The sequence below is a fragment of the uncultured Formosa sp. genome, assembly GCF_947500765.1.
In the GTDB taxonomy this organism is placed as follows: Bacteria; Bacteroidota; Bacteroidia; order Flavobacteriales; family Flavobacteriaceae; genus Formosa.
In genome coordinates, this window is sequence record NZ_CANMTH010000005.1 from 29,950 (window position 1) to 53,951 (window position 24,002).

At 31.7% G+C, this 24,002-nt stretch carries 23 protein-coding genes; 18 read left to right on the forward strand and 5 right to left on the reverse strand.

The features are described 5' to 3' along the window. Position 1 precedes the first annotated feature (1 nt). Positions 2 to 1,420, forward strand: a complete 1,419-nt coding sequence (locus Q1B05_RS10740) for a RagB/SusD family nutrient uptake outer membrane protein (protein ID WP_299780516.1) — start codon at positions 2 to 4, stop codon at positions 1,418 to 1,420. Between the two features lie 19 nt (positions 1,421 to 1,439). After that, complete coding sequence (locus Q1B05_RS10745) at positions 1,440 to 3,761, forward strand: zinc-dependent metalloprotease (protein WP_299780519.1); 2,322 nt, start codon at positions 1,440 to 1,442, stop codon at positions 3,759 to 3,761. An 82-nt stretch (positions 3,762 to 3,843) separates the two neighbouring features. On the opposite strand, the gene Q1B05_RS10750 is transcribed toward Q1B05_RS10745, so the two are convergent. From Q1B05_RS10750 to Q1B05_RS10765, 4 genes are all read right to left on the reverse strand, one after another. Next, on the reverse strand, positions 3,844 to 4,089 hold the full coding sequence (locus Q1B05_RS10750; RefSeq protein WP_299780521.1) for a DUF6520 family protein: 246 nt from the start codon (positions 4,087 to 4,089) through the stop codon (positions 3,844 to 3,846). Between the two features lie 35 nt (positions 4,090 to 4,124). Then, positions 4,125 to 4,589, reverse strand: a complete 465-nt coding sequence (locus tag Q1B05_RS10755) for a MauE/DoxX family redox-associated membrane protein (protein ID WP_299780523.1) — start codon at positions 4,587 to 4,589, stop codon at positions 4,125 to 4,127. Between the two features lie 118 nt (positions 4,590 to 4,707). Beyond that, complete coding sequence (locus Q1B05_RS10760; protein WP_299780525.1) at positions 4,708 to 5,622, reverse strand: AraC family transcriptional regulator; 915 nt, start codon at positions 5,620 to 5,622, stop codon at positions 4,708 to 4,710. Between the two features lie 18 nt (positions 5,623 to 5,640). After that, positions 5,641 to 6,012, reverse strand: a complete 372-nt coding sequence (locus Q1B05_RS10765; RefSeq protein WP_299780527.1) for a hypothetical protein — start codon at positions 6,010 to 6,012, stop codon at positions 5,641 to 5,643. Between the two features lie 248 nt (positions 6,013 to 6,260). Between Q1B05_RS10765 and Q1B05_RS10770 the strand changes: the two genes are divergently transcribed. From Q1B05_RS10770 to Q1B05_RS10790, 5 genes are all read left to right on the forward strand, one after another. Beyond that, positions 6,261 to 8,687, forward strand: a complete 2,427-nt coding sequence (locus Q1B05_RS10770; protein ID WP_299780529.1) for an aminotransferase class I/II-fold pyridoxal phosphate-dependent enzyme — start codon at positions 6,261 to 6,263, stop codon at positions 8,685 to 8,687. 65 nt (positions 8,688 to 8,752) lie between these two features. Further along, complete coding sequence (locus Q1B05_RS10775; protein ID WP_299780531.1) at positions 8,753 to 9,598, forward strand: RteC domain-containing protein; 846 nt, start codon at positions 8,753 to 8,755, stop codon at positions 9,596 to 9,598. A 304-nt stretch (positions 9,599 to 9,902) separates the two neighbouring features. Continuing rightward, positions 9,903 to 10,181, forward strand: coding sequence for a helix-turn-helix domain-containing protein (locus Q1B05_RS10780; RefSeq protein WP_299780533.1), 279 nt, complete (start codon positions 9,903 to 9,905; stop codon positions 10,179 to 10,181). A gap of 23 nt (positions 10,182 to 10,204) precedes the next feature. Beyond that, positions 10,205 to 10,726, forward strand: a complete 522-nt coding sequence (locus Q1B05_RS10785; RefSeq protein ID WP_366944364.1) for a hypothetical protein — start codon at positions 10,205 to 10,207, stop codon at positions 10,724 to 10,726. Beyond that, positions 10,723 to 11,385 carry an ATPase gene (locus Q1B05_RS10790; protein ID WP_299780537.1) on the forward strand — a complete coding sequence of 221 codons (663 nt, stop codon included), beginning with the start codon at positions 10,723 to 10,725 and terminating at the stop codon, positions 11,383 to 11,385. The genes Q1B05_RS10785 and Q1B05_RS10790 overlap by 4 nt, the downstream gene beginning before the upstream one ends. Positions 11,386 to 11,482: 97 nt before the next feature. Here Q1B05_RS10790 and Q1B05_RS10795 read toward each other — a convergent pair whose 3' ends face one another. Then, positions 11,483 to 12,139 (reverse strand): N-acetylmuramoyl-L-alanine amidase, encoded by a 657-nt coding sequence (locus Q1B05_RS10795; protein ID WP_299780539.1) that lies wholly within the window; start codon positions 12,137 to 12,139, stop codon positions 11,483 to 11,485. A gap of 176 nt (positions 12,140 to 12,315) precedes the next feature. Here Q1B05_RS10795 and Q1B05_RS10800 point away from each other — a divergent pair, with 176 nt between their 5' ends. From Q1B05_RS10800 to Q1B05_RS10850, 11 genes are all read left to right on the forward strand, one after another. Next, positions 12,316 to 12,603: a hypothetical protein gene (locus tag Q1B05_RS10800; protein ID WP_299780541.1), complete on the forward strand. Its 288-nt coding sequence runs from the start codon at positions 12,316 to 12,318 to the stop codon at positions 12,601 to 12,603. A 287-nt stretch (positions 12,604 to 12,890) separates the two neighbouring features. Beyond that, positions 12,891 to 15,296 (forward strand): TraG family conjugative transposon ATPase, encoded by a 2,406-nt coding sequence (locus tag Q1B05_RS10805; protein ID WP_299780543.1) that lies wholly within the window; start codon positions 12,891 to 12,893, stop codon positions 15,294 to 15,296. A 45-nt stretch (positions 15,297 to 15,341) separates the two neighbouring features. Further along, positions 15,342 to 15,905 carry a conjugal transfer protein gene (locus tag Q1B05_RS10810; protein ID WP_299780827.1) on the forward strand — a complete coding sequence of 188 codons (564 nt, stop codon included), beginning with the start codon at positions 15,342 to 15,344 and terminating at the stop codon, positions 15,903 to 15,905. Position 15,906: 1 nt separating this feature from the next. Then, positions 15,907 to 16,746, forward strand: a complete 840-nt coding sequence (locus Q1B05_RS10815) for a hypothetical protein (RefSeq protein WP_299780545.1) — start codon at positions 15,907 to 15,909, stop codon at positions 16,744 to 16,746. Positions 16,747 to 16,768: 22 nt separating this feature from the next. Further along, on the forward strand, positions 16,769 to 17,380 hold the full coding sequence (locus tag Q1B05_RS10820) for a conjugal transfer protein TraK (protein WP_299780547.1): 612 nt from the start codon (positions 16,769 to 16,771) through the stop codon (positions 17,378 to 17,380). A gap of 63 nt (positions 17,381 to 17,443) precedes the next feature. Next, the gene (traM, locus tag Q1B05_RS10825; protein WP_299780549.1) at positions 17,444 to 18,316 is read left to right on the forward strand and encodes a conjugative transposon protein TraM; all 873 of its coding nucleotides are present in this window, start codon (positions 17,444 to 17,446) and stop codon (positions 18,314 to 18,316) included. An 18-nt stretch (positions 18,317 to 18,334) separates the two neighbouring features. Continuing rightward, entirely contained in the window at positions 18,335 to 19,147 is an 813-nt protein-coding gene (locus Q1B05_RS10830) for a DUF4138 domain-containing protein (protein ID WP_299780551.1), read from the forward strand. Positions 19,148 to 19,443: 296 nt separating this feature from the next. Beyond that, positions 19,444 to 20,280, forward strand: coding sequence for a 5-dehydro-4-deoxy-D-glucuronate isomerase (kduI, locus tag Q1B05_RS10835; RefSeq protein WP_299780553.1), 837 nt, complete (start codon positions 19,444 to 19,446; stop codon positions 20,278 to 20,280). Positions 20,281 to 20,285: 5 nt separating this feature from the next. Further along, positions 20,286 to 21,071, forward strand: coding sequence for a gluconate 5-dehydrogenase (locus Q1B05_RS10840; RefSeq protein ID WP_299780555.1), 786 nt, complete (start codon positions 20,286 to 20,288; stop codon positions 21,069 to 21,071). A 10-nt stretch (positions 21,072 to 21,081) separates the two neighbouring features. Beyond that, positions 21,082 to 22,482 carry a glucuronate isomerase gene (gene uxaC, locus Q1B05_RS10845; RefSeq protein WP_299780557.1) on the forward strand — a complete coding sequence of 467 codons (1,401 nt, stop codon included), beginning with the start codon at positions 21,082 to 21,084 and terminating at the stop codon, positions 22,480 to 22,482. A gap of 53 nt (positions 22,483 to 22,535) precedes the next feature. Then, the gene (locus Q1B05_RS10850; protein WP_299780559.1) at positions 22,536 to 23,984 is read left to right on the forward strand and encodes an MFS transporter; all 1,449 of its coding nucleotides are present in this window, start codon (positions 22,536 to 22,538) and stop codon (positions 23,982 to 23,984) included. Positions 23,985 to 24,002: the final 18 nt, after the last annotated feature.

Consider the following 24,002-nt stretch of genomic DNA (forward strand, 5'->3'; position numbering starts at 1 on the left):
TATGAGAAATAATAAATCTTCTAAACAATATATATCTTTTAGATACTATACAGCTTTCCTTGTAATCAGTCATATACTGGTTTTTATTATAATTTGTAGTATGACCTCTTGTTCAGATTTTGTTGAGGTTGATCCTCCAAAAAACACCTTGGTTTCTGAGACTGTATTTGAAGATGCTGCAACTGTCGAATCAGCCCTAGCAAATATTTATTATAATATGAGAGAACAAGGTATTGTAAGTTATGATATATGTGCGGATATGGGGATATATGCAGATGAATTAGACTATTACGCATCGAATGCTAATGATTTATCGCTTTATCTCCATAGCGTAACTGCAATTAATAGTAATGTGTTATCCTATTGGACAAATGCCTATTCACTTATTTACGCTGCAAATGATATTATAGAAGGGGTTAACAAATCAAAAGCTCTAAATGCAGATGAAATTTCATTATATAAAGGGCAAGCCTTGTTTATTAGAGCTTATCTGCACTTTATTTTGACTAATATTTATGGTGATATTCCTTTTATAACCTCTACAGACTATGTAACAAACAATACCATTTCTCGTACACCAATACAAGACGTCTATGATTTTATTATTGAAGATCTTAATCTTGCTGTAATTTTATTGGATTCGAAAGTGCTTACAGATGAACGTGTGAAACCTAATCGGGCTACTGTAAATGCATTATTGTCTAGAGTGTATTTGTATACTGAAAATTGGGAACTGGCAGAAGTTACGTCTTCATTGTTAGTTGATGAATTTGAATTAGAATCAGATTTAAGTAAAGTGTTTTTAAAAGAATCTAAAGAAACCATATGGCAATTCAAACCAGATGCTTCAAATGTTAGAAACACGTATGAAGCAAATTCATTTATTATACAGGTTATTCCAGGGAATCCGTACGCCTTAAGTAATGTGTTGTTACATAGCTTTGAAACTGATGATTTAAGATTAGAACAATGGGTAGGACGTTTTTCAAGTGCAAATGGTTTAACAACATTATATTTTCCTTATAAATATAAGGCTCTCTTAAATGAAGAAGAGTCCTTAGAGTATTCTATTGTTTTTAGGTTGGCAGAACAATATTTAATTCGAGCAGAAGCCAGAGCACAACTTGGAAATATTATTGGATCCCAAAGTGATTTAAATACCATTAGAAATAGGGCAGGACTTGAAGGAACAACAGCAGCCTCAAAAGATGCTGTATTAGAGGCAATACTTCATGAACGTTTTGTCGAATTGTTTTCTGAACAAGGCCATAGATGGTTTGATTTAAAACGTACAGGAAAAGCCGGGATTATTCTAGGATCAGTGAAACCGAATTGGAATCCTACAAATGTTCTTTGGCCTATTCCTGAATCTGAGCTCGAGCTTAATCTAAATTTATTTCCTCAAAATTCAGGTTATTAATAATAACTAAAAAAATAATATGAGATCTTATTTATATTTTTTAGTGTTCATAATGCATTACTTAATGTTTTGTAATGTCGATATTCAAGCGCATGGGATTATAGCACATACAGGTGTTCAATTTAATAGTTCCAACAGCGGTTTTATTGAAGCCAGATTGGAAGGTAAGGTGCTTTATTTGGGTATACCTAAAACACTTTTAAATCTTCCGATGCTATTTGTCAATCATCAGGATGGGGCTAGGTTGGAGAATAAATATGTTTTGTGGAATCAATATGGACATAAATTATATCTAGAATCCCCTGGAACCATAATGTCTACTTCAGGAATCAGGATACCAACAGCGCGTGATGCTTCGATATCTGATAAAATTATAGCAACATTCCCAATTATAAAATCTAAAAGTGATACCAACACCTTATGGATTGAAGCGAATGATTTGTTTTTAAAAGATCTTTTAACAGGGTGGTCAAAATCGGAAAATCAAAAAATCATAACATCGGAATCTTCTATAAAAACGTTCACCTTTTTTGAAAATGAACTGGTTGTTAAGGTTAATCAAGTAACTTCAGGTAATCAAAGCACTTGGAGAGATATTGTAGATTATAGTCTTTTCTTATTGCCTAAACCTATGAAATCAAGAGCATTTGATCACCGGATGGGCTTTTTTAGTGAAGATATTATGAATTTTAATCCCATAAATTATAAAGCTGAAACGCCCAAAGCGAATATTGGTAGATGGCGATTGGAGAAAAAATATAAGGATAGTGTTATTAGTGATCCTGTAAAACCTATTACATTTTTACTTTCTAATGCCATACCAAAGACATGGAGGCCATATGTGAAAGCTGGTATTTTAGAATGGTTACCGGCCTTTGAAGCGGCAGGTTTTAAAAATGCACTTATAGTAAAAGAAAACATGTCTAAAGATTCTAATGTTGATTTTAATAGTGTAAACCATAATATTGTGACATGGGGGAATAAGCGCAACCTAAGGGGGTTTGAAAATAAAAGTGGGTCATCAGCTTATACAATAACAGACTTAAGATCTGGAGAAATTTTAAAGGCCAATTTAGCTATTGGTTCATCATACCAAAGTCTTATGGATGAGTATATCATAAGATGTGCCCCTTTAGATGATCGGGCGCATCAATACCCTTTACCCGATGATCTTTTAGGGGTATTGATACAATCTCTTGTTGCTCATGAATCTGGACATGCTTTTGGTTTAATGGATGCACATTACGGGGAGTATGCGTATCCCTTTGAAAAGATGCGAGATAAAGATTGGTTAGAAGAGATGGGGCATACCCCAAGTATAATGACTTATGCAAGACATAATTATATTGCTCAACCTGAAGATGGTATTCCACCGGATCTTTTGATTCAAAAAGTTGGTCCAACAGATGTTTACAACATAAGATGGGCATATAAGCCACTTGATACGCAGACGCCTAAAGAAGAAAAAACAGCACTGGAAGCTATTCTTAGGGTACAGGATACGGTTGCTTGGTATCGGTATAATAAAGGACAATCGGAACTTATTGGACCTGGGTCTACAGATGATGTGGTAGAGAGTAATGATCCGATCCAGAGTACTAAACTAGGACTGAAAAATATGAAACGAGTTTTAGAATTACTTCCCACAATAAATAAAAGTCAACCAGATTATGCTGTGATTGAGCGGCTTTATGAAAAGACTTTGGATTTATGGTTTAAAGAAATGCGTCAAGTGTTATCTTTAATAGGAGGTTATACTATTTATTATAAATCAGGAAACCAAATTGGAGAAATCTATTCGCCAATTATGTTGAATATACAGAATGAGGCAATAGACTTTTTTTGCCAACAAGCCTTTTCTCCTCCAGGGTGGTTGGTTAATCCCGAGTTTATGCCTAAATTTGAGTATTCTACCTATCCCGATAGGCTTATGGATTTTCAAATGCGATTATTGATGGAAGCTATAAACCAAAGACGTTTTAAACGGTTCGAGTTTTTAGAACAATATTATGTAGAATATGAAGGTGTCTCATCTGTATTTTTAGAACAATTTCAATCGCTTTTATTTGAGGAGTTAGACAATAAAACTATACAAATAAATACAAGAAAAAAAGAACTGCAAAAGCTATATGTTGATGCCTTAATTACTGTAATAAACCAAAAATTTGAACAATTAAATGCACCGGGAAATACGTCCTATACAAATTATACTAAAAGCCTTTTTATGAAGGGTTTGTTGCAGCTTAAATTAAAAATAAATAAATGTATAACCAAAAAAACGAATCCAGTAACTTATGGACACTTGAAATTGTTATTACGTCAATTAAATGAAATAAATTAAAGTGTACTCCTTGATTAATAGCTATAGAAAAGGTGTCATAATTGACACCTTTTCGTTTTTTTAATTTACTAGACAATACATATTAATCAAATCGTTTCTCAACGGTAAGATTCATATCATCATACACTTGAAATCCATTATATAGACAAGGGTTTTTTCCAGAAGTTGGACAATCCACACCGCTTGTGATGACTTGAACTCCAGGAATTAAAGGATTGTTATAATAATCTGGATCACTAAAGGTGTTCGCGTCATTTGCAAACGCCAATCCTGCAGCTAAAACCATAGCAAAAACAGGTAATACTGATTTTAAAATTTTAGTTTTCATAATAATTAAATTTAAAATTAATGACCTACTCTGTTCTAGGTTTTCGGTCTTCCCCTAACTACGTAGTCTATTTTATGATATTTTTTTAACGAGAAACAAATACCTATACCTCCTAAGATTATAAACATGAAGTTAAATACCAAGTGTTCATTCCAACTTAACGTATTGATAATACCTCCACATGCACACGGCACGTGGTCACTATAGTTTAGTAAGTACCAAATATAAATGGTGAAACTTATCATTAAACTAAAGCATCCATAAAACACGTATAATCTATATTTTGGAAAGAGCAGCAATAGGGCAAGGGTAAGTTCTAGTAATGGGATAAACCAAACCAATGTATCAGCATAGGGCGCTAATAAGTCAGATTGAATTAATTGCACTCTAAACTTATGATACTCTAACAGTTTACTTACTGCAGCATAAACAAAAAGTAAGATAAAAGATATACTGATGCACTCGGTAATTTGTAAAGTATGTTTTTGTATCCATTTCATGTTGTTTGTATGTGTTTGATTATGAATGGAGTAAAATTACGTAATGAAAAAGTTCTCTAACGGATTAAAATTGGTCTGTAAGGGATTGAATTCTTTTTGTAAAGAATACTGAGTAATATTAAGAGTTTAATCGTAATGTTTTTGGTCGGTATTTATAATGGTTATAAAATTCCCTTGAAAAATGAGACGCCGTTTTAAATCCAACAGTTTTAGCTATTTCTTTAAATGACATTGTAGAATGTTGAACCAATATGTGCCCTTTTTTTAATCGTTCTGTTTTTAGGAATTGAAAAACGGTCATACCATAAAGCTGTTTAAATCCTTTTTTTAGTTTAAATTCATTAATACCGAAGGTGTGCGACATGTCCTTAAGTGTAGGTGAGTCTTGTTCTAAATGATCTATAATGAATGTGCCTGCAAATCTTATGTTTTCAATATCTTGCGCGCTCAAAATATGTTTAGAACGAGATTGATTCTTAGGTTGATTTTTAAAGGTGTTTAGCTTAATCGTATTATCCGATTTTACTAAGTCAAAAGTGGTTAATATAGTCAAATCTTTAAGTATAGTATGAGTATGGAATGTAATACAATAACATTGTGCTTTAAATATTAAGTTCTGTTTTGTTTTAAAATATAATTTAATAGTTTTTTTTGTACGGTATTGGCGATTGAATATTCTCCAATTCTTTATTGATGCGTTCGTAAGCAGATGTTCAAGTGACTCCCCTATAAATTCAGATGGTTTATACCCTAAAAAATTAAAGGAGTCATGGCATTCAATAATTTTAAAACGCTTATCTAAAACTAAAATGGTTTGTGTCGTATGTGAATAGGTGTTTCTGAAATTAATATAACCTTCGTGTAAGAAGGAATCTTTTATCTCTTGTGTTACCAGATTTACTAATGCAGAAAGCGCTTCAAGTTCATCTTTGTGATTGGTACGCGCTATTTGAAATGAAAAATTGCCATTAGCAACTTCATAAAGTTGTGCATAAATATTTTGTAATCGTTTTTTTTTTTCTGGATCTAGCATACACAGTTTATTTAAGGTTTATTCAACAAATTCACTTAAAAATTGTAAAGCTTCAGTTTCATTATTAAAAATTTTAATGGGAAGGGAGGGAAGGTTTCCTTTTAAATAAATTTCGGAATAGATTTGTGAAACGGGATTATTAGAAACTAAAGCAAGGGCTTTAATTAGAGCTAAACCATCTGTAGAGAAATAACGTTTAGCTGATATATCAAAATTTCTTACCCCACGAATATCACATAGAATAGGAAAGATTAGGCCATGTTGAAGCTTTAGCCGATCATTAACAATTAATTTAGCTGCTTTTAACTGTATGTCAACACCGTCTTTATATATAGAATATAATATTCCTTCTTTTATCCAAATAGAGGCAAAATCATTATCTATCTGCATTTAACTGGTACTTTTAAATGAAAAAAAGTTTTAAAGTACAGTATTTTTTTGAAAATCTAAATGAAATAATTTAAGAAAAATAAAAAACATACCTGTAAGGGATTTTTTTTGGTCTGTAAGGGATTATATGAGCTGTAATCTATATGGTTTGATGGTTGTTGTTTGATTTTGATTAGTTTACGTTATAATTAATGGTGTGTGTAATTATCATTAGAAAAGAAATGTGAAATCAAGTAATTTTTGAGGATATGGCTAAAATTAGAGCAAATAATTTTTTAGATATCGTAGATGAAGTATTTTCGGATGCAACAAAACATGGCGTTATACATTTATATGCAGATAGTGCATCCTTATCTGGTAGAACTATTGGAGTTGATGGTAAGTCATTATTCCATTTTGGAACTACTGGTTATTTAGGACTTGAGCAGGATGAGCGATTAAAACGTGCTGCAGTTGAGGCTATTTTACGTTATGGGACACAGTTTCCGTTATCTAAAACGTACGTATCTCATCCACTTTATCAAAGCTTAGAAGAAAAGATGTCTCAAATTTATGGTAATCCAGTGATAATTACAAAGAACAGTACTTTAGGTCATATTGGTGTGATTCCCAGTGTTGTATCTGATAGGGATGCCGTTGTTTTAGATCATCAGGTACATTGGAGTGTACATAATGCTGTAAAAGTTTTAAAAACACGGCATGTTACTATCGAAATGATACGCCATAATCATTTAGATATGTTAGAAGATCAGTTGAAAAAATTATCCTCAAAACATCAAAAGATATGGTATATGGCTGATGGACTATATTCCATGTTTGGTGATGCGGCTCCTGTTAAAGAATTACTTAAACTATCTAATAAATATCCTCAATTACATCTCTATTTTGATGATGTACACGGTATGAGTTGGACGGGGAAACATGGTTCAGGTTATGTGATGCAAGAATTAGACAGCTTGCCTGAACATGTGTTGGTGTTTGGAACTCTAAGTAAAACTTTTGGTGCGAGTGGGGCGGTTCTAGCATGTTCAAATAAAAAGATGCACAGTAAAATTAAAACCTTTGGAGGACCTCTAACCTTTTCTGCACAGTTGGAACCTGCTTCTGTTGCTGCGGCTATGGCGTCAGCAGATATCCATTTATCTGATGAAATTTATGCGTTGCAACTTGAATTGAGACAACGCATTATATTATTTAATGATTTACTTAAGGATACCAATTTACCTCTTGTTAAAAGAAATAATTCCCCAGTATTCTATATTGGTACAGGGATGCCAATTACGGGCTATAATTTTGTGAATCGACTCATTAAAGAAGGGTTTTTTGTGAATCTGGGACTTTTTCCAGCTGTTCCTATTAAAAATACAGGCGTACGTATTACGATTTCACGTCATAATCAACCTGACGAGATTAAAGCACTCGTAGATGCAATGGTGTATCATTTTCCAAGAGCATTAGAAGCGACATTTACGACCTCTAGTAAAGTTTTTAGTGTATTTAATCTAAATCAAACTAAGGATGTTGAACCTAAATTAAATGCAGTAGAAGGACTTCAAGTACAATGTGCTACATCAATAATAGATATTGATCCCTTAATTTGGGATTCTCTCTTTGGAAGTCAAGGCGTGTTTGATTATCAGGGATTGAAATTTTTAGAACAGACCTTTACAGTAAATAAAGTGGATATATCTAATTGGCAATTTTTTTATATCATGATAAAAGATCAAATGGGCAAACCTGTTTTAGCAACTTATTTTACATATGCACTTTGGAAGGATGATATGTTAGCTCCCGAATCCGTATCTAAACACATAGAATCTAAACGCCTAGAAGATCCTTTATATATGACTTCATATGTCCTTAGTATGGGCTCTTTGTTTACAGAAGGGAATCATTTGTATTTGGATAAATCTCACCCCCTGTGGATGAATGCGATGCATCTTATGTTACAAGAAATTGATAGATTGGATAAAGCTTTAAACCCTACAATGATTGTGCTTCGTGATTTTATAACAGATGAAGTCATAAACGAATTTTTTCATAATCACGGATTTTTTAAGGTTTCTATGCCCGAATCTGCTTGTATTCCTAACTTCAAATGGAAAGACGCTGATCATTATCTAAAACAATTATCATCACGGTCTAGACGTCATTTTAGAACTGATATCTTACCTTTTGAATCCTTTTACGAGGTTTGTGTTTTAGACCATTTAAATTCCGATGAAAAGGATATTTGTTATGAACTTTTTCAACAAGTTAAACATCATAATTTGGGATTAAATACTTTTTCTTATCCCATTACATTATTGACAAAAATGTCTTCAAACCCCAATTGGGAATTTTTGATTGTATCTTTAAAAAAAGAGTACACAAATGATAAAATAACACACATCGTTGGTGTCATGTTTTGTTATAGAAATTCTGGAAATACTTATGTGCCTGCTTTTATTGGTATGGATTATACTTATGTGAAAAGTCATAATGTGTATAGACAACTTTTGTATCAAACGATTAAACGTGCAGGAAAACTTGGGGTCAGACATATCGATTTTGGTATGACTGCAGCTTTTGAAAAGAAAAAATTAGGAGCTACAGTTTCTGAAAAAGTAGCTTATTTGCAAACAAAAAATAATTTTTCTATGGAACTATTGGAACTTATGGGCAATAAAATCTAATATCACTTTTATGGAAAAATAGAGCGTATACCGTTTTTCTTAGGGTATTTCAAACAATTGAATTAATGGATAGAAATTATGATCACGTGGTTGAAGAGTTCAAAATAAAACAAGAAGAACTTAGTAAAAATATGGGAATATCCCTAAAAAACACAAATGAAGGTATATTGCTTTGTAATAATGCATTATATCATCTCAAAACACTTGTAGAAGAGCAAGGATTTAATACGATAGAGGAAGAAATTTATTTTTTTAAACGACTTAAAGTTGTGCCTTTAAGTGTCTTGGTTTATTTTTCTGAAGTTCGTTCTTGTCAACTTTTAATGCCAAAATTAGGAGTGCAAAATAAAATGAGTTTTTTAAAAAAAAGAATGAGCCGCATTAATAAGTTTTTCCTTAGAAATTGTGATTTTGTTCAATATATGGAGCAGGATTTAAATTATCTTGATAAACAATATTTTACCAGATCTCATCAGGTTTTTCCTTTATATACTTTACCTGAATCAGCTTATTTAGACCCTAAGTTTTTTACATCTCATGATATGCTTTGGGCTCGTATTAAAGGGTTGAATCAATTTATACACTATATTCAACACCTTATGAAAGGGATAGTATTGCAGGATCAAATAAACCATCCGAATTCAAAATTAAATACGCCATTACAATGGACCTCCTCAAAAATAGCCTTGATAGAACTTATATATGCATTACAAGAAAGTCAAGTAATTAATTATGGTAAGGAAGATATTAAAACCATTGCGCAAATTTTTGAACAGTTGTTTGAATTACCACTTGATAATATTTATAAAACGTATTCGGAAATTAAGGCTAGAAAAGGGGCTAGAGCCCGATTTTTAGAAGAGCTTATTTATCGCTTTAATAACAGAATGGATAGAGATGATGGTCTTTAAATGATATCGTTTTATGTTTTTCTATCTTTAGGTAACTCCGAATACCTTACGGATTTTACTTTTTCTACTGTTTTTATATAATTAAGACTAGTTTTAATTATAAGTAGCTATAAATGTTGGCTTAAATAGAACTAAAATGGTTTAATATTTATAATGTTAAAATTTTACGGAACTCTGAACAACTACCGAAAAATACTATTCAAAATCCTCCAGCTTTGTCAAACGAAAGTCAAATCCAAGCAAAGCCGTTCTATAATTATTTATGAGGTGATTAAGACGGCTTTGTTTATTTAAAAACAAAGATATGGGAGTGAGAATTATTACCACAGATGATCTTCGAGATTTTAAAATAGAATTACTTGAAGAATTAAAAGTGCTACTTGCCAGAGACGGTGAGTACAAATCCAAAAAATGGTTAAAATCACCAGAAGTTCGAGAATTGTTAGGCATTTCACACGGGACATTACAAAACCTTCGAGTCAATGGTACTTTACCATATTCAAAAGTTGGTGGAGTATTATATTACGATTATCAGGATATTATTCAAGTGATAGAAGCTAACAAAATTCATAATACGTATTAAACTCAACTCTAGTTATGAAAAATATGAATTACATCAAACATCTGAACGTCGTTTTTACATTGTTCTCGAAAGATAGTCGTTTAAATCCAACACATATTAGCTTGTATATAGCTCTATTTCAACTATGGAATATGTATCATTTCCCAAAAACGTTTTATATTAATCGTCAGGAAGTTATGGAATTGTCTAAAATTGGTTCTAAATCTACTTATCACAGATCGATTAAAGCATTATCGCATTGGCAATATTTGGTATATAATCCGTCTAAAAACAAGTTTAAAGGGAGTCAAGTCATGATGTTTCAATTTGGGACAAGTAGTGGACAAGAAGTAGACCTAATCGGTACCAAAAATGGGACAAGAAGTGGACAAGAAGTGGTATCTAAAATAAAACATATACAAACATTAAAAAACAATAAAAACGATACTAAACCTGAGAATTTAAATTTTAAAAATTTTTCAGAGTTAGATAAACGTCATGGCAGAGTCCCAAATCCGGACCACTTAAAAATAGATTTGGATAAAAATTATAATGAACCCTTATGAAACAAATTCAACCACATATTATCATTGAAGGTGATCGCGAGTATTGTTTAGGTCATTTGAAGGGAAATAAGATTTCTTATAATTTTGAGAGTATTCTAAATTACCTAACTGACAAAGGACAGCAAGAGTTTGGTACTGTTTTTAAAATTCATGACAATGATCGAGATATTTTATTTAAACTTTGTAACTACTTCATTAAAGATGAAGCCAATTGCAAACGTCTTGATATTGATTTGAATAAGGGGATTTTACTAAGTGGTCCTGTTGGCTGTGGAAAAACCAGTTTAATGAAATTACTTAGATATATTGTACCCCACCAAAGACCCTATCGCATTATTCCTGCACGTAATGTGGTGTTTGGTTTTAATTATTTGGGGTATAAAACTATAGAAGACCACGGCAATAGCCATTACGTGTGCTTCGATGACCTAGGGATTGAGCCTTTAGGGAGACATTATGGGAAAGATTGCAATGTTATGGGAGAAGTCATACTCTCTCGTTATGAGCTGTTTTTAAATCATAAAGTAAAAACTCATATTACAACTAATCTTAATGCTCAAGAGCTTGAGGAACGCTATGGCAAACGTGTACGATCTAGAATGAGAGAGCTATTTAACTTAATTGCTTTTGAAACCGCAACGAAAGACAAACGCAGGTAAGTTTAGGCTTTAAGTTTGATTAACCAAGCCCAAATGTCTTTAGATATTAATTTTATAATAGTCTTTATAGTTTTAATGAGTTGATTATATGCTGTATTCATAATGTTATATTTAAATGTGTCTTGAGTCCCATGAGTATTGCTAAAGCTAGTGCTTTAATGTGGTGTGCTCTTGAAAAATAAAGAGCTTCATCTTTGTGTGTTATAAACCCTGTTTCTATAAGAATAGCGGGGTAATAGCCAATAGATTGTGATAGAACTTGGAAATTAGCTGTTTTATGACCTCTGGATATAAAGTTTAAGTTATACTGGAATTCTTCCAAAATTGATTGTGCTAAATGATAAGACGCTGCATGATAGACATCTTTTCTTTTAGTGATAAAAACTTCAATGCCTTTGGCATTTCTATATGATGCATTACAATGAATAGATATAAAGATCTCAGCTTTAAGCTTTTTAGCAATTAAGCTACGATCAGAAAGGCTTATTAATGTATCTGAATATCTGGTTAGATATATATCTAATTCCTTTTTTAATAAGATACTATTCCATTTTATTAACTCTAAGGCAATGTGCAAAGTAATATCCTTTTCAGAGTTATGTAGTCCAATTGCTCCAGGATCAATACCGCCATGGCCAGGATCTATAACTACAATTTTTTTTGAGGGGTAAGGTTGTGCACTTAGTAAACCGATTTTTAATAAAATCAGAAGAAAACAGACGTTTTTGATAATGGATTTTAATGTTTTAATCATGTTTTTGATGTTTTAGAGCTCTGATGTTCATACGATTTGATTTCGATTGTTTTCTTTTGAATTCAATTGAATCTAAAATATATTATTTATTTAAATATCTGTAAATCAATTATTTAAATGTAAATATATTGTAATTTTATCATAACGATAATGGTATGAATCAAAATAATTTTTACATGAAAAAAGCAATGTTTTTTACAATGATCTGTCTGCTTATTACTAAAAGTAGTTTTGCTCAGATAGGAGGAATTGAACAGTCGGTTAATGATGTCTCAGATACAATTAGATCTATTTTTCCGATTATTCTTGGTGTTATTTTTTTAATTGGATTTCTTTTTAATGCAGGGCATTTCTTCGGTGAGAATTCTGATTTAAAAAAAGGGATAACTCGGGTTTTGGTATTTGTCTTAATAGCAGGTGCCGTGGTTGGTATTTTTACTTATCTCATTGGAATAGTAGTGTGATAGTTAAAACCACCCCATGAAACAGTTCAAGGTTTATAAAGATATAAGAATGCAAGCTATGATAATGGGATTGCCCTTAGTGCTATTTGCTCTTTTAATGACTAGCATCATCATAGCTTTAATTGTGATTATCTTCTGCTTCAGTCTTAGTGTAATAGTGAGTGTAGTGTTTTTTAATCTTGGACTGTATATTTTTTTAATTCAAGTGCTGAATAAAAAAATGAGTTTCTCTCTTAATCGCGTGTTTCCTGATCAAATTAGTATTAAACATATAAATGAAATAACTTATGAAACGTCTAAACCTAATGGCGTATAATCCGATTTTAGATATTCAAGATCACATCGTTTTTGCGAGCAATGGTAATGTTATTTTGTGTTATGAGTGTCAACTTCCCGAAATTTATTCACTTTCCGAATTAGATTTTGAAGCCATACACGGCATCTGGTTTCAGGCTTTTAAGTCTTTACCGGTCCGAACTGTTATTCATAAACAGGATATTTATAATAAAAGTAAGTACAATTCTCAAAACTTAACGAATGATACCTTTCTAGCTCAAGCAACGTCGAATCATTTTAATGGAAGAGCCTATTTAAAACATACTTCTTATATGTTTTTTACTTTGCCTTTTAATAAAGTTATGCATATTCCAAAATATGTAAATCCATTTAAGTCATTAGATCAAGGTGTTTTTAAAACAGTAGACCGACAATTAGAATTGTTTATATCGGCTGTAGGAGATGCCATTTCTTATGTGAATAACAACCACAAGATAAAACTTCAACCGTTACGGAGTAAAGAAATTAAACAACTGACAGAGACTTTTTTTAATGGTTTTAATGATGGGTTTCTAACGGATATACAGTTGAATACATCTCGTCTTGGGATTGGGGATTATCTGTTTGATGTGTTGGCTGTTAACAATGAAAAATGTTTTGGAGAGCTTGTACAAAGTAGTAAGACTAATGATCAATTTACTTCTGATGATTTTGTGTTTCATCAAGGATTTATAGATGGATTAGGATTAAAGTTAAATGAAAATCATATGGTTAATCAAATCCTTTACTTAGATGATAAACATCAATGGAGAAGACTGTTAGAAAAGAAAATAGAGGAACTTAAAAAAAGCTCAAATTTTGGTTCTCAGAATAAGGTTATACTTAAAAAAATAGAAGACGTGGTTACTCAGATTAATGAAGATGACACCTCTCGAATTATAAGAGGACACCTTAATGTTGTGATTTGGGCACAAGAAACCGAAAAACTTAAGGGTATCGCGTCTAAAATTAAGGCAGAATGTAAAGAGTTAGATATCAGGCCTTATTACCCTAGAGGGGAAGAACGAAAACATTATTTTTTAAATTCTTTTTTCTGTCACAGTTCTAATTTTTCTAATGAAGATTTATATGTCACAGATTTAAAACACGCTCTTTGCCTTTTTATTAATAATACCAATTACCTCTCCGATGACACAGGTATCATATTTAATGATAGGCAGTTTAATATCCCTGTAGTTAAAGATATGTGGGATGAAAAGAAAAAGCGAATTAAGGCAAGAAATTTTGCCATTTTTGCTCCAACAGGTGAAGGGAAATCTTTTTTAGCAAATAATGTTTTAAGACAGTATTTTGAAAGTAAAGTTCGTTTAGTTATAATCGATCTTGGGGGGTCGTATTCCAAATTTGCTAAATTATATCCGGATGATCATATTATTTTACGGTATGAGCAGGGAAAAAATTTAGGGATTAATCCCTTCTATGTCGAAAACATAGATGATGTTTCTCCAGAGCGCTTAGAAGATTTAGCTATATTTTTATTGGAGTTATTGGCAACAGGACAAGAGGCTTCCAAAGCGGAACAAGTGGCAATTAAAAAAGTCCTGAGATATTATTATCAAAAATCAGAAGATAAAGTATACTCATTGGCTAGTTTATATCAATTTGTCGATAATCATAAAGATTCATTGTTAAATGATTTAGGTATTCAAGAACGTTACCTTAATCTGTATGATTTTTTACACGTATTGTCTGAATATGTAGATGATGGATTGTACAGTTTTTTATTTAATACAACGGAAGATCAAACGTATCAGATAGAAGATAAGCGACTCATTGTTTTTGAATTGGATGAAGTACGTGATAATAAGGAGATACTTTCAGTCATGCTGAAGCTTATTAAATCTGCTATACAAAGGACGATTTGGAGAAATAAGGCAGAACGTGGTATTATTCTATTTGATGAATTTGCTAAGCAACTTAAATTTAAAAACGTATTAGAGAGTGTAGAGTTTTATTATCAGGCTATTAGAAAGCAAAATGGTGCTATTGGAATCATACTACAATCAATAAATCAATTGCCTGATAATGAGACGTCGGCTAGTATTCTCGAGAATACTCAGATCATTTATAGCCTTCATAATGAAAAAGGATATGATGACCTTCAAAAACGATTAAACCTTTCCAGTCATGATTTGAATCAATTGAAGTCTATTAGAAATAATCTTTCAGGCGCGATAAAATATACAGAAATGTTTATAAAAATCGGTAAGGCTAGTAATATATTCAGATTGGAAGTTCCAAAAGAGGTTTTTGCAGCCTACCTCACAGATGGTAAAGATCATGAACAGATTATGTCTCTATACAAAAAAACAGGACAAATGGAAGAAGCTATTAAGGCTTATGTGAAAATGATTTAGATACTAGTTTAACGTATTAAAAATAATATTATGAAATCTAATAAAATGATAATAGTGCTTTTACTCATCATGAGTATATGGCCGATGAGTATGAAGGCGCAAGGGATGCCCGTTTACGATAATACAAATTTTATTAGTTTGGCAAAATCCCTTATAGAATCCGCCAAACAGACCTCCCAACTTTTACAAACTGTAAATTTTTTAAAACAACAAAAAGAACGGATCGAACAGGTTAATACAGTGATTAAACAGCTGAATGCCGTTAAAGCTTTATACAAAAATAACCAACAACTATATGATTTGATTCAGAACGATTTACATGATATTTTAAATTCACCTTACATCAAACCTGAAGAAGTTATTCGAGTTTCAGAATCTTTTGATGCTGTCATTGATAAATCTTTGGAAGATCTTGATTTTGTAAGCCAGATATTATCTAGTAATCTTCTTAAGATGACGGATGCTGAACGGGCGATTTTTTTAAAGGAGAAAGAGGAGGAATCTAAAGAAATGGTAGTTGAAGTAATTTTAAAAACCAAACGTTATAAAGATATTATAGCCTTTAGAGATTTTCAAGATCGTATCAATACTAGAGAAACAAATTACTAAAATGACAGGTGTTTTATTGGGCATAGGGTTGGAGTTTGTTGATGCTGTTTTTAATACCATTAAAAACACTGATTTTGCAACATATACCATAACTGGTATGAAGGTATTAGCCGTTTTGTTTTTTCTGATTAACATTCTAAAAAAATATAATGAAGGTGTAGCGCATACAGATGGGTATACTTGGGGGCTAACCCCTGGGGAACTCGCCAAGAATTTTACCATAGTCATTTTGGTGATTTTTTCCACAGAGGTATTGGGTGTATTTGATAGTATATTAGTTGCGATAGAAGCGCAATATAGAGATACGGCTCCAGCACTCGTTCCGCTACAAATGCAGGGGATAGATATAGAAACGGATGTGGGTGCAATGGAAGCCGCCAAAAAGGGAATGACTTTATTGTATGAAGCTTTAGTGAATCCATTTTTTGGATTGCGAATTGTGTCTTTTATTTTAGCCTTGTTTCTATGGCTTTTAGATTTGTTTATCTATCCATTATTCTTAGCAGAACGATATTTTCTTTTAGGAATTATGCAAGCTTTTTTTCCATTGGTTATTAGCCTAGCTGTGTTTGAAAAGTTTAGAAGTTTAGGATATAATTTTTTTAAACTTTATGCTGCAGTTTATATGTTAGTCCCTGCATTTTTTTTGGTCAATGTGTTTGTCAATCAATTGTATACAGAAATTAATGTAAACTTTTGGTCTAATTTATTTGGAATAGACTGGGGGAGTCATCTTTTTGCACCTGTAATTGAATTCGGATCCATCGGTTTTATAGTGCTTTTAAAATTTAAATTATATCGAAAAGCAACCTCTTTTACAATCAGATTATTTACCAATTGATATAATTAGTTAACCTAGACTTATGAAAACTCCTTATAAAGATATTTACAGTGTATTAAAGTTAAACAGAATTGTGGTTCTCTCAGTAATCATCGCCACAACTATGGTTAGTGTTGTAGCAATCATTTTTGTGGTTAGACAACATAAATATATGACAGAACATGCATTTGCAATTAGTACAGAAGGTAGTGTGATTCCATTAAAAATGATTTCTCAGTATGAAAATCTAGAGGTAGAAGCTATGGCACATTTGGAATTGTTTCACAAGTACTTTTATAACCTAGATGCTAATAATTATGAACGTCAGCTAGAAAAGGCTTTGTGGTTAGGAAATAGCACTGTAGATGCGTTGTACTTACAGAAAAAAGCAGATGGTGTGTACAATCGACTATTACAGTATTCTTTAGTTCAAAAAGTGTCTAGTGTAAACTCTACAATACATATTCAAAAATCACCATACGCTTTTCAAACAATTACTGTATTTGAGATTAATAGAGGTGCAGTAATAGATCGATATGAATTAACAACAACAGGACATATAATTCATGTAGACCGTAATTTTCCTAATAATACGCATGGCTTACTCATTACTGATTTTTTTGAAAAGACACTTAGAAAGTTGGATTCAGATTAAATATTAAATGATATGAAACTAGAAAAAAATAAAATTGTATTTGGTGGGTTTTTACTGTGTGTATTGTTGTTTATCGGAGCTTACGGACTTATTCTTAGTGATGGTAATGAAGAGCCTGTAATTGATATCAATCAAATTCCTATTCCTGAATTGGAAGATGATCAAAAACAATATGAGTCTAAACTTGATGCTTTAAATGATTTAAAGGAAGTAAAACAGACTAATGCGCCTAGTATCTATGATGAACGGTATTTAGATTCTTTGGGAGTTTATGATAGTGATTTTTTAGACACACGAAAACTTGAATTGGTGGATAGTATTTATAAAAATAGCAAAATATACTACACTAATGAGGTTATCTCAAAACAAACTTTAATTGATGAAACTATAGAGCCTATTTCTAAGAATCGTTCAGAGGTTATAGAAGAAGACACTAAGAAATTAGACACAAAGGCCTTGGGATTACAGCATCAACTGTTTTTTGCTTCAAATCCTGGCGGAATATCTCTTACAGATAAGGAGAAGTTAATAGCGGTGGTTGTAGATGGCACGCAAATTTTAAAGACTAATGATAGGATTAGAATGCGTTTATTAGAAGCATGTGAAATTAATGGTATCTTCTTTGATAAAAATTCAGCTGTCTACGGATTTGTAACATTTAAGTCTAATAGAACCTTAATCAATATCAATAAAATACATCACTTTCCAGTAAAATTAAGCGCCTATGATTGGGTAGATGGGAATGAAGGGATTTATATTAAAAATAGTTTTACAGAGGAAGCGACTACAGAGGTCATTGGTGATATTGTTCAGGATATTAATATCGCAGGAGTACCTCATGTGGACGGTATTAAAACCATTTTTCAACGAAACAATAGGCGTGTAAAAGTTACTGTATTAAGTAACTATAAACTGTTCCTGAAAGTAAAATACTAATGCTTAAACTTTTTAAAGATGAAAAAGAAAATGTATATTTTTATAGTGTGTTGTGTTTTGATGTCATTTTTCACTAGAGGACAACGGCCTAATAACCTAGATACAATTTATGCGAATGACAAAATGAATGTATCTCTCTTTTTTCCAGATTTTATTCGTCAAGGAATTACAGGATCTGAACATATTGTATTCTCCTATAACCGCGAAAAGAAGCAGTATTTTGGACTTTTACAAGCGCGTCCAGGTCATGATAGTAATCTTCTAGTAATTACAGGAGATGGACAGGTATACTCTTATATTATAAAGTATAAAGATTCTATTGCAAAACTGAATTATTTTGTATCCAAATCAGAAAGTATTGGAAATGAAGTCGCTAATCTCCCCTTAATAAATAATGTTACTAAGGTTGATACCTTAAACAATAAACGATTGGAAAGCTATGAAAAATTTAGTAGGTATCTTTTAGGTATTAATTTTGAATCACACAAAACAAAACGGAAGAAGGGGATTGTATTAAAACTAAAGCAAATCAGGTATTATAAGGATGCTGTCTTTGTGGTTATGGAACTTAAAAATAAATCAGATATTGATTTTGAATTAGATTATTTAAACATATATAAAGTGTCAACCACTAAAAAGCGAAAAGCCTCATATCAGAAGATTCAATTCCCAGTGATTTATAAAATGGAGTATCCTAAAATGGTATCTAAAGGAAAAACAAAAAATTTTGTATATGTATTATCTAAATTTTCATTAAGTGATCATGAGAGGTTTCAATTTGAATTAGGGGAATTAAAAGGGTATAGACAGATTGTTTTAACAAAGCATTAATTAATGTTGTTATATTCTTAATGTGATAGATTTAACAGAAAATCAAAATATGTATTAGCAAATATATAGCATCCACAATTGAATATTGTTACTAGTGTTCTTTGATAATCTTTTTTCTAAGTAGACTTCGTTAATATGTCATTTTATTTAAATCTATATCGTGTTTCTTGCGGGATAATATCATTTTTATTTACTATTAAATAAGAACCTGTGTTACATTATTCTAATAAATATGTGTTTTAATAAATAAAATCATATATTTGTGTAATCGATTACATAAATTAAAATCATATAAAATGACGAATCACAATTTCCGTTATGCATCACATCCTATTGATGCTCAAAAATATTCAACGAATGAATTACGTGAACATTTTTTAATTGATAATCTTTTTGAAAAAAACACAATTAAACTCACATATTCGATGTATGATCGTTTTATTGTAGGTGGAGTTATGCCAACTTCAAAAGCATTAAAATTAGAAACTATTCCTTATTTGAAATCTAAGCATTTTTTGGATCGTAGAGAACTAGGCATTGTTAATATAGGAGACACAGGTAGGGTTACTGTAGATGGAATTACTTATGAAATAAAAAGAAAAGAAGCTTTATATGTTGGTAAAGGGAATAAGGATGTCATTTTTGAAAATATTGATGATAATCAACCTTTATTTTATATTAATTCTGCTCCTGCACACAATGGATTTCCTACAAAAAAAATTGGTACAGAAGATGCCGAAGTCATTCTATTAGGTGAATCTAAATTAGCAAACAAAAGGGTTTTAAACAAACTTATAGTGAATAGTATAGTAGAAACTTGTCAGTTACAAATGGGATTAACAGAGCTGCTTCCTGGAAATGTTTGGAATACTATGCCTTCGCATACTCATAATAGAAGAATGGAAACTTATTTCTATTTCGATCTAGAAGAAAGTCAAGCTGTAGCACATTTCATGGGAGAAACAGATAATACACGTCACATTTTTATAAAAAATAATCAAGCTGTTCTATCACCAGAATGGTCTATACATTCTGGTTCAGGAACCTCAAATTACTCATTTATTTGGGGAATGGCTGGTGAAAATTTAGATTACGGAGATATGGATATTTGTCCTTCAAACGAATTAAAATGAAAAATATGAACTTATTTAGTTTAGAAAATAAAACAGTTATTATAACTGGAGCCACTCATGGTTTAGGTATGGCAATGGCTGAAGCTTTAGGTAAAGCTGGAGCAAAATTAGTAATTACTAATATATTTAGCGAAGATTTAGATAAAGCAATAGCTTACTATACTTCGATTGGATTACAAGCATCAGGTTATGTCTTTGATGTGACTGATGAAAATAGAGCTACAGAAAAAGTTGCCGAAATTATTGAAAAAGAAGGACCTATCCATGTTTTAGTAAATAACGCCGGTATTATTAATCGTGTTCCTGCTGAAGATATGAAAATTACAGACTTTAGACGTGTAATAGATGTTGATTTGACAGGTCCTTTTATTATGTCTCAATTAGTTGGTAGACATATGATTGCTAACAACGGCGGAAAAATCATAAATATTTGTTCTATGATGAGTGAATTGGGTAGAAATACTGTCTCTGCATATGCTTCAGCTAAAGGAGGGTTAAAAATGTTAACTAAGAGTTTAGCTACGGAGTGGGCTAAATATAATATTCAAGTCAACGGAATTGGACCAGGTTACTTCGCTACTTCTCAAACAGAACCTATCCGTGTAGATGGACACCCTTTTAATGACTTTATTATAAGTAGAACTCCTGCCGCTAGATGGGGTAATCCAGAAGATTTAGGAGGTGCAGCTGTCTTTTTAGCATCTGAAGCAAGCAATTTTGTGAACGGTCATATAGTATATGTTGATGGTGGAATTTTAGCTACAATTGGTAAACCTTCGAATGAAGATTAAAATTTAAAATATGAACTCAAAATTTATAAACGATAATTTTTTATTAGAGAATAAATATGCTGAAGAATTATATCATAATTATTCTAAAAATTTACCAATTATTGATTATCATAATCATTTGCCTCCTCAACAAATTTTAGAAGACAAATCATTTAATAATATCACTAATGTTTGGATAAATGGTGATCATTATAAGTGGCGTGCAATGAGAACTTTAGGTGTTAAGGAAGAATTTATAACGGGAAATGCTACGGATAAAGATAAGTTTTTTAAATGGGCTAAAACTGTTCCTTATACTATGCGTAATCCATTATATCATTGGACACATTTAGAATTGGCAAGATATTTTGATATTAATGAATTATTAAGTGAAAACACTGCTAAAAAAGTATGGGACGAAACACAATCTAAATTAAATTCAAACGGTTACAGTTGCCGTGGTTTACTTAAAAAAGTGAATGTAGAATTAGTTTGTACTACAGAAGATCCTATTGATACTTTAGAGCATCATCAGAAATTAGCAAAAGAAAATTTTGATATTAAAGTGAGTACTGCTTTCAGACCAGATAAAGCAATATTGATTACTAACGATGGGTTTAATGAATACCTTGTTTCTTTAGGAGAAGTAGCAGGGGTGGTTATTAATTCATTTTTAGATTTATGTGATGCTTTAAGAAAAAGGATTCAGTTTTTCCATGATAACGGATGTAGACTTTCTGATCACGGTTTAGATCAGATTTACTTTGAAAATTACACAGAAACTGAAGTCAATTTAATATTACAAAAACAATTAGGAAATAAATTTATTACTAACGATGAAGCTTTAAAATTTCAAGGTGCTGTGTTAATTTATTTATGTGAAACGTATCATGAGTTTGGTTGGGTACAACAATTCCATTTAGGTGCATTAAGAAATAACAATACACGTATGCACCGTATTTTAGGACCTGATACCGGTTGGGATTCTATAAATGATTATCCTCAAGCTCAAAAACTATCAGCTTTTTTAAATGCTTTAGATAGTAAAGATAAATTAACCAAAACCATTATATACAATCTGAATCCAGCAGAAAACGAAGTTATGGCTACCATGATTGGAAATTTTAATGACGGTAGTGTGAGAGGAAAAGTACAGCTTGGTTCGGGGTGGTGGTTCTTAGATCAAAAAGATGGAATGACCAAGCAGTTAAACGCCCTTTCCAATATGGGATTAATTAGTTGTTTTGTAGGTATGTTAACAGATTCTAGAAGTTTCTTATCGTTCCCAAGACATGAATACTTCAGACGCATTCTTTGTAATCTTTTAGGAGATGAAATCCAAAGAGGTGAGTTGCCAAATGAAATGGAATGGATCGGAAAAATGGTTTCAGATATTAGTTATAACAACGCGAAAAATTATTTTGACTTCTAAACCTAAATAAGTTTTAAATATGAACAAACTTTTAAAATCACAAACTATTAATTATGAATGAAAATATAAATACCAAACCAACAAAATATCGTTGGACTGTTTGTGGTATATTGTTTATGGCAACGACTATAAATTATTTAGACAGGCAAGTGCTTTCTTTAACATGGAAAGATTTTATAGCACCTGAGTTTCATTGGACAAACAATGATTATGGAAATATCACAGCCTTATTCTCTATTTTTTATGCTGTTTCTCTATTGTTTGCTGGTCGTTTTATAGATATTTTAGATACTAAAAAGGGATATCTTTGGGCTATTGGAATTTGGTCTCTTGGAGCATGTTTGCATGCGTTCTCAGGCATAGGAACTGCCGGTTATATAACAGGAGATTGGTTTCTGGGTTTTGAAAGTGCTAAAGAAGTTCTTAGTACCGTTAGCGATACTGGTCTAGTAATGTCAGTAAGTGTTACGTTATTTATTTTTGCTCGTTTTGTTTTGGCATTAGGTGAAGCAGGGAATTTTCCTGCTGCAATAAAAACTACTGCGGAATTTTTTCCTAAAAAAGACCGTGCTTTTTCAACAAGTATATTTAACGCAGGTGCAACTGTTGGAGCATTAGCTGCACCAATTTCAATTCCGTTTATTGCAGAAGCATATGGGTGGGAAATGGCATTTATTTTAATTGGAGCATTAGGTTTTATTTGGATGGGCTTTTGGGTATTTATGTATGAAAAACCAGAAAAGCATTCAAAAGTAAATGCAGCAGAATTAGAATATATCCAACAGGATATTATTGCAGACAGTAAAATAGTAGGCTATGTTCCCGAAAGTAATAAAAAAGTGTCTTTATTAGATTGTTTTAAATACAAACAAACTTGGGCTTTTGCTTTTGGTAAATTTATGACTGATGGAGTTTGGTGGTTTTTCCTATTCTGGACACCGGCTTATTTAAGCTCTGTTTACGGGATGGATTCTACAGAAGCTGCGCTTCCATTATTTGTACTATATATGATAACATTACTTTCAATAATTGGGGGGTGGTTACCTTCTTATTTTGTTGATAAAAAAGGAATGAATCCATATGAAGGACGAATGAGATCTATGCTAATTTTTGCTTTTTTCCCATTATTAGCTTTAATAGCACAACCATTAGGACATTATACATATTGGATTCCTGTAATAATTATTGGAATTGCTGGAGCCGCTCATCAAGCTTGGTCCGCAAATATTTTCACAACAGTTGGAGATATGTTTCCTAAAAAAGCAATTGCGACTGTTACCGGTATTGGAGGCTTAGCCGGTGGATTAGGTTCAACTTTTATTAATAAGGGATCTGGACTTTTATTTGACTATAGTGAAAGTACAAATATGTCATTTATGGGATTCAAAGGTATTGAATCTGGATATTTTATTATTTTTTCTATATGTGCCGTTTGTTATTTAATTGGTTGGGTAATTATGAAAACTTTAGTTCCAAAATACCAACCAATAACAGATTTGTAATTTTCTTAATTATTTACA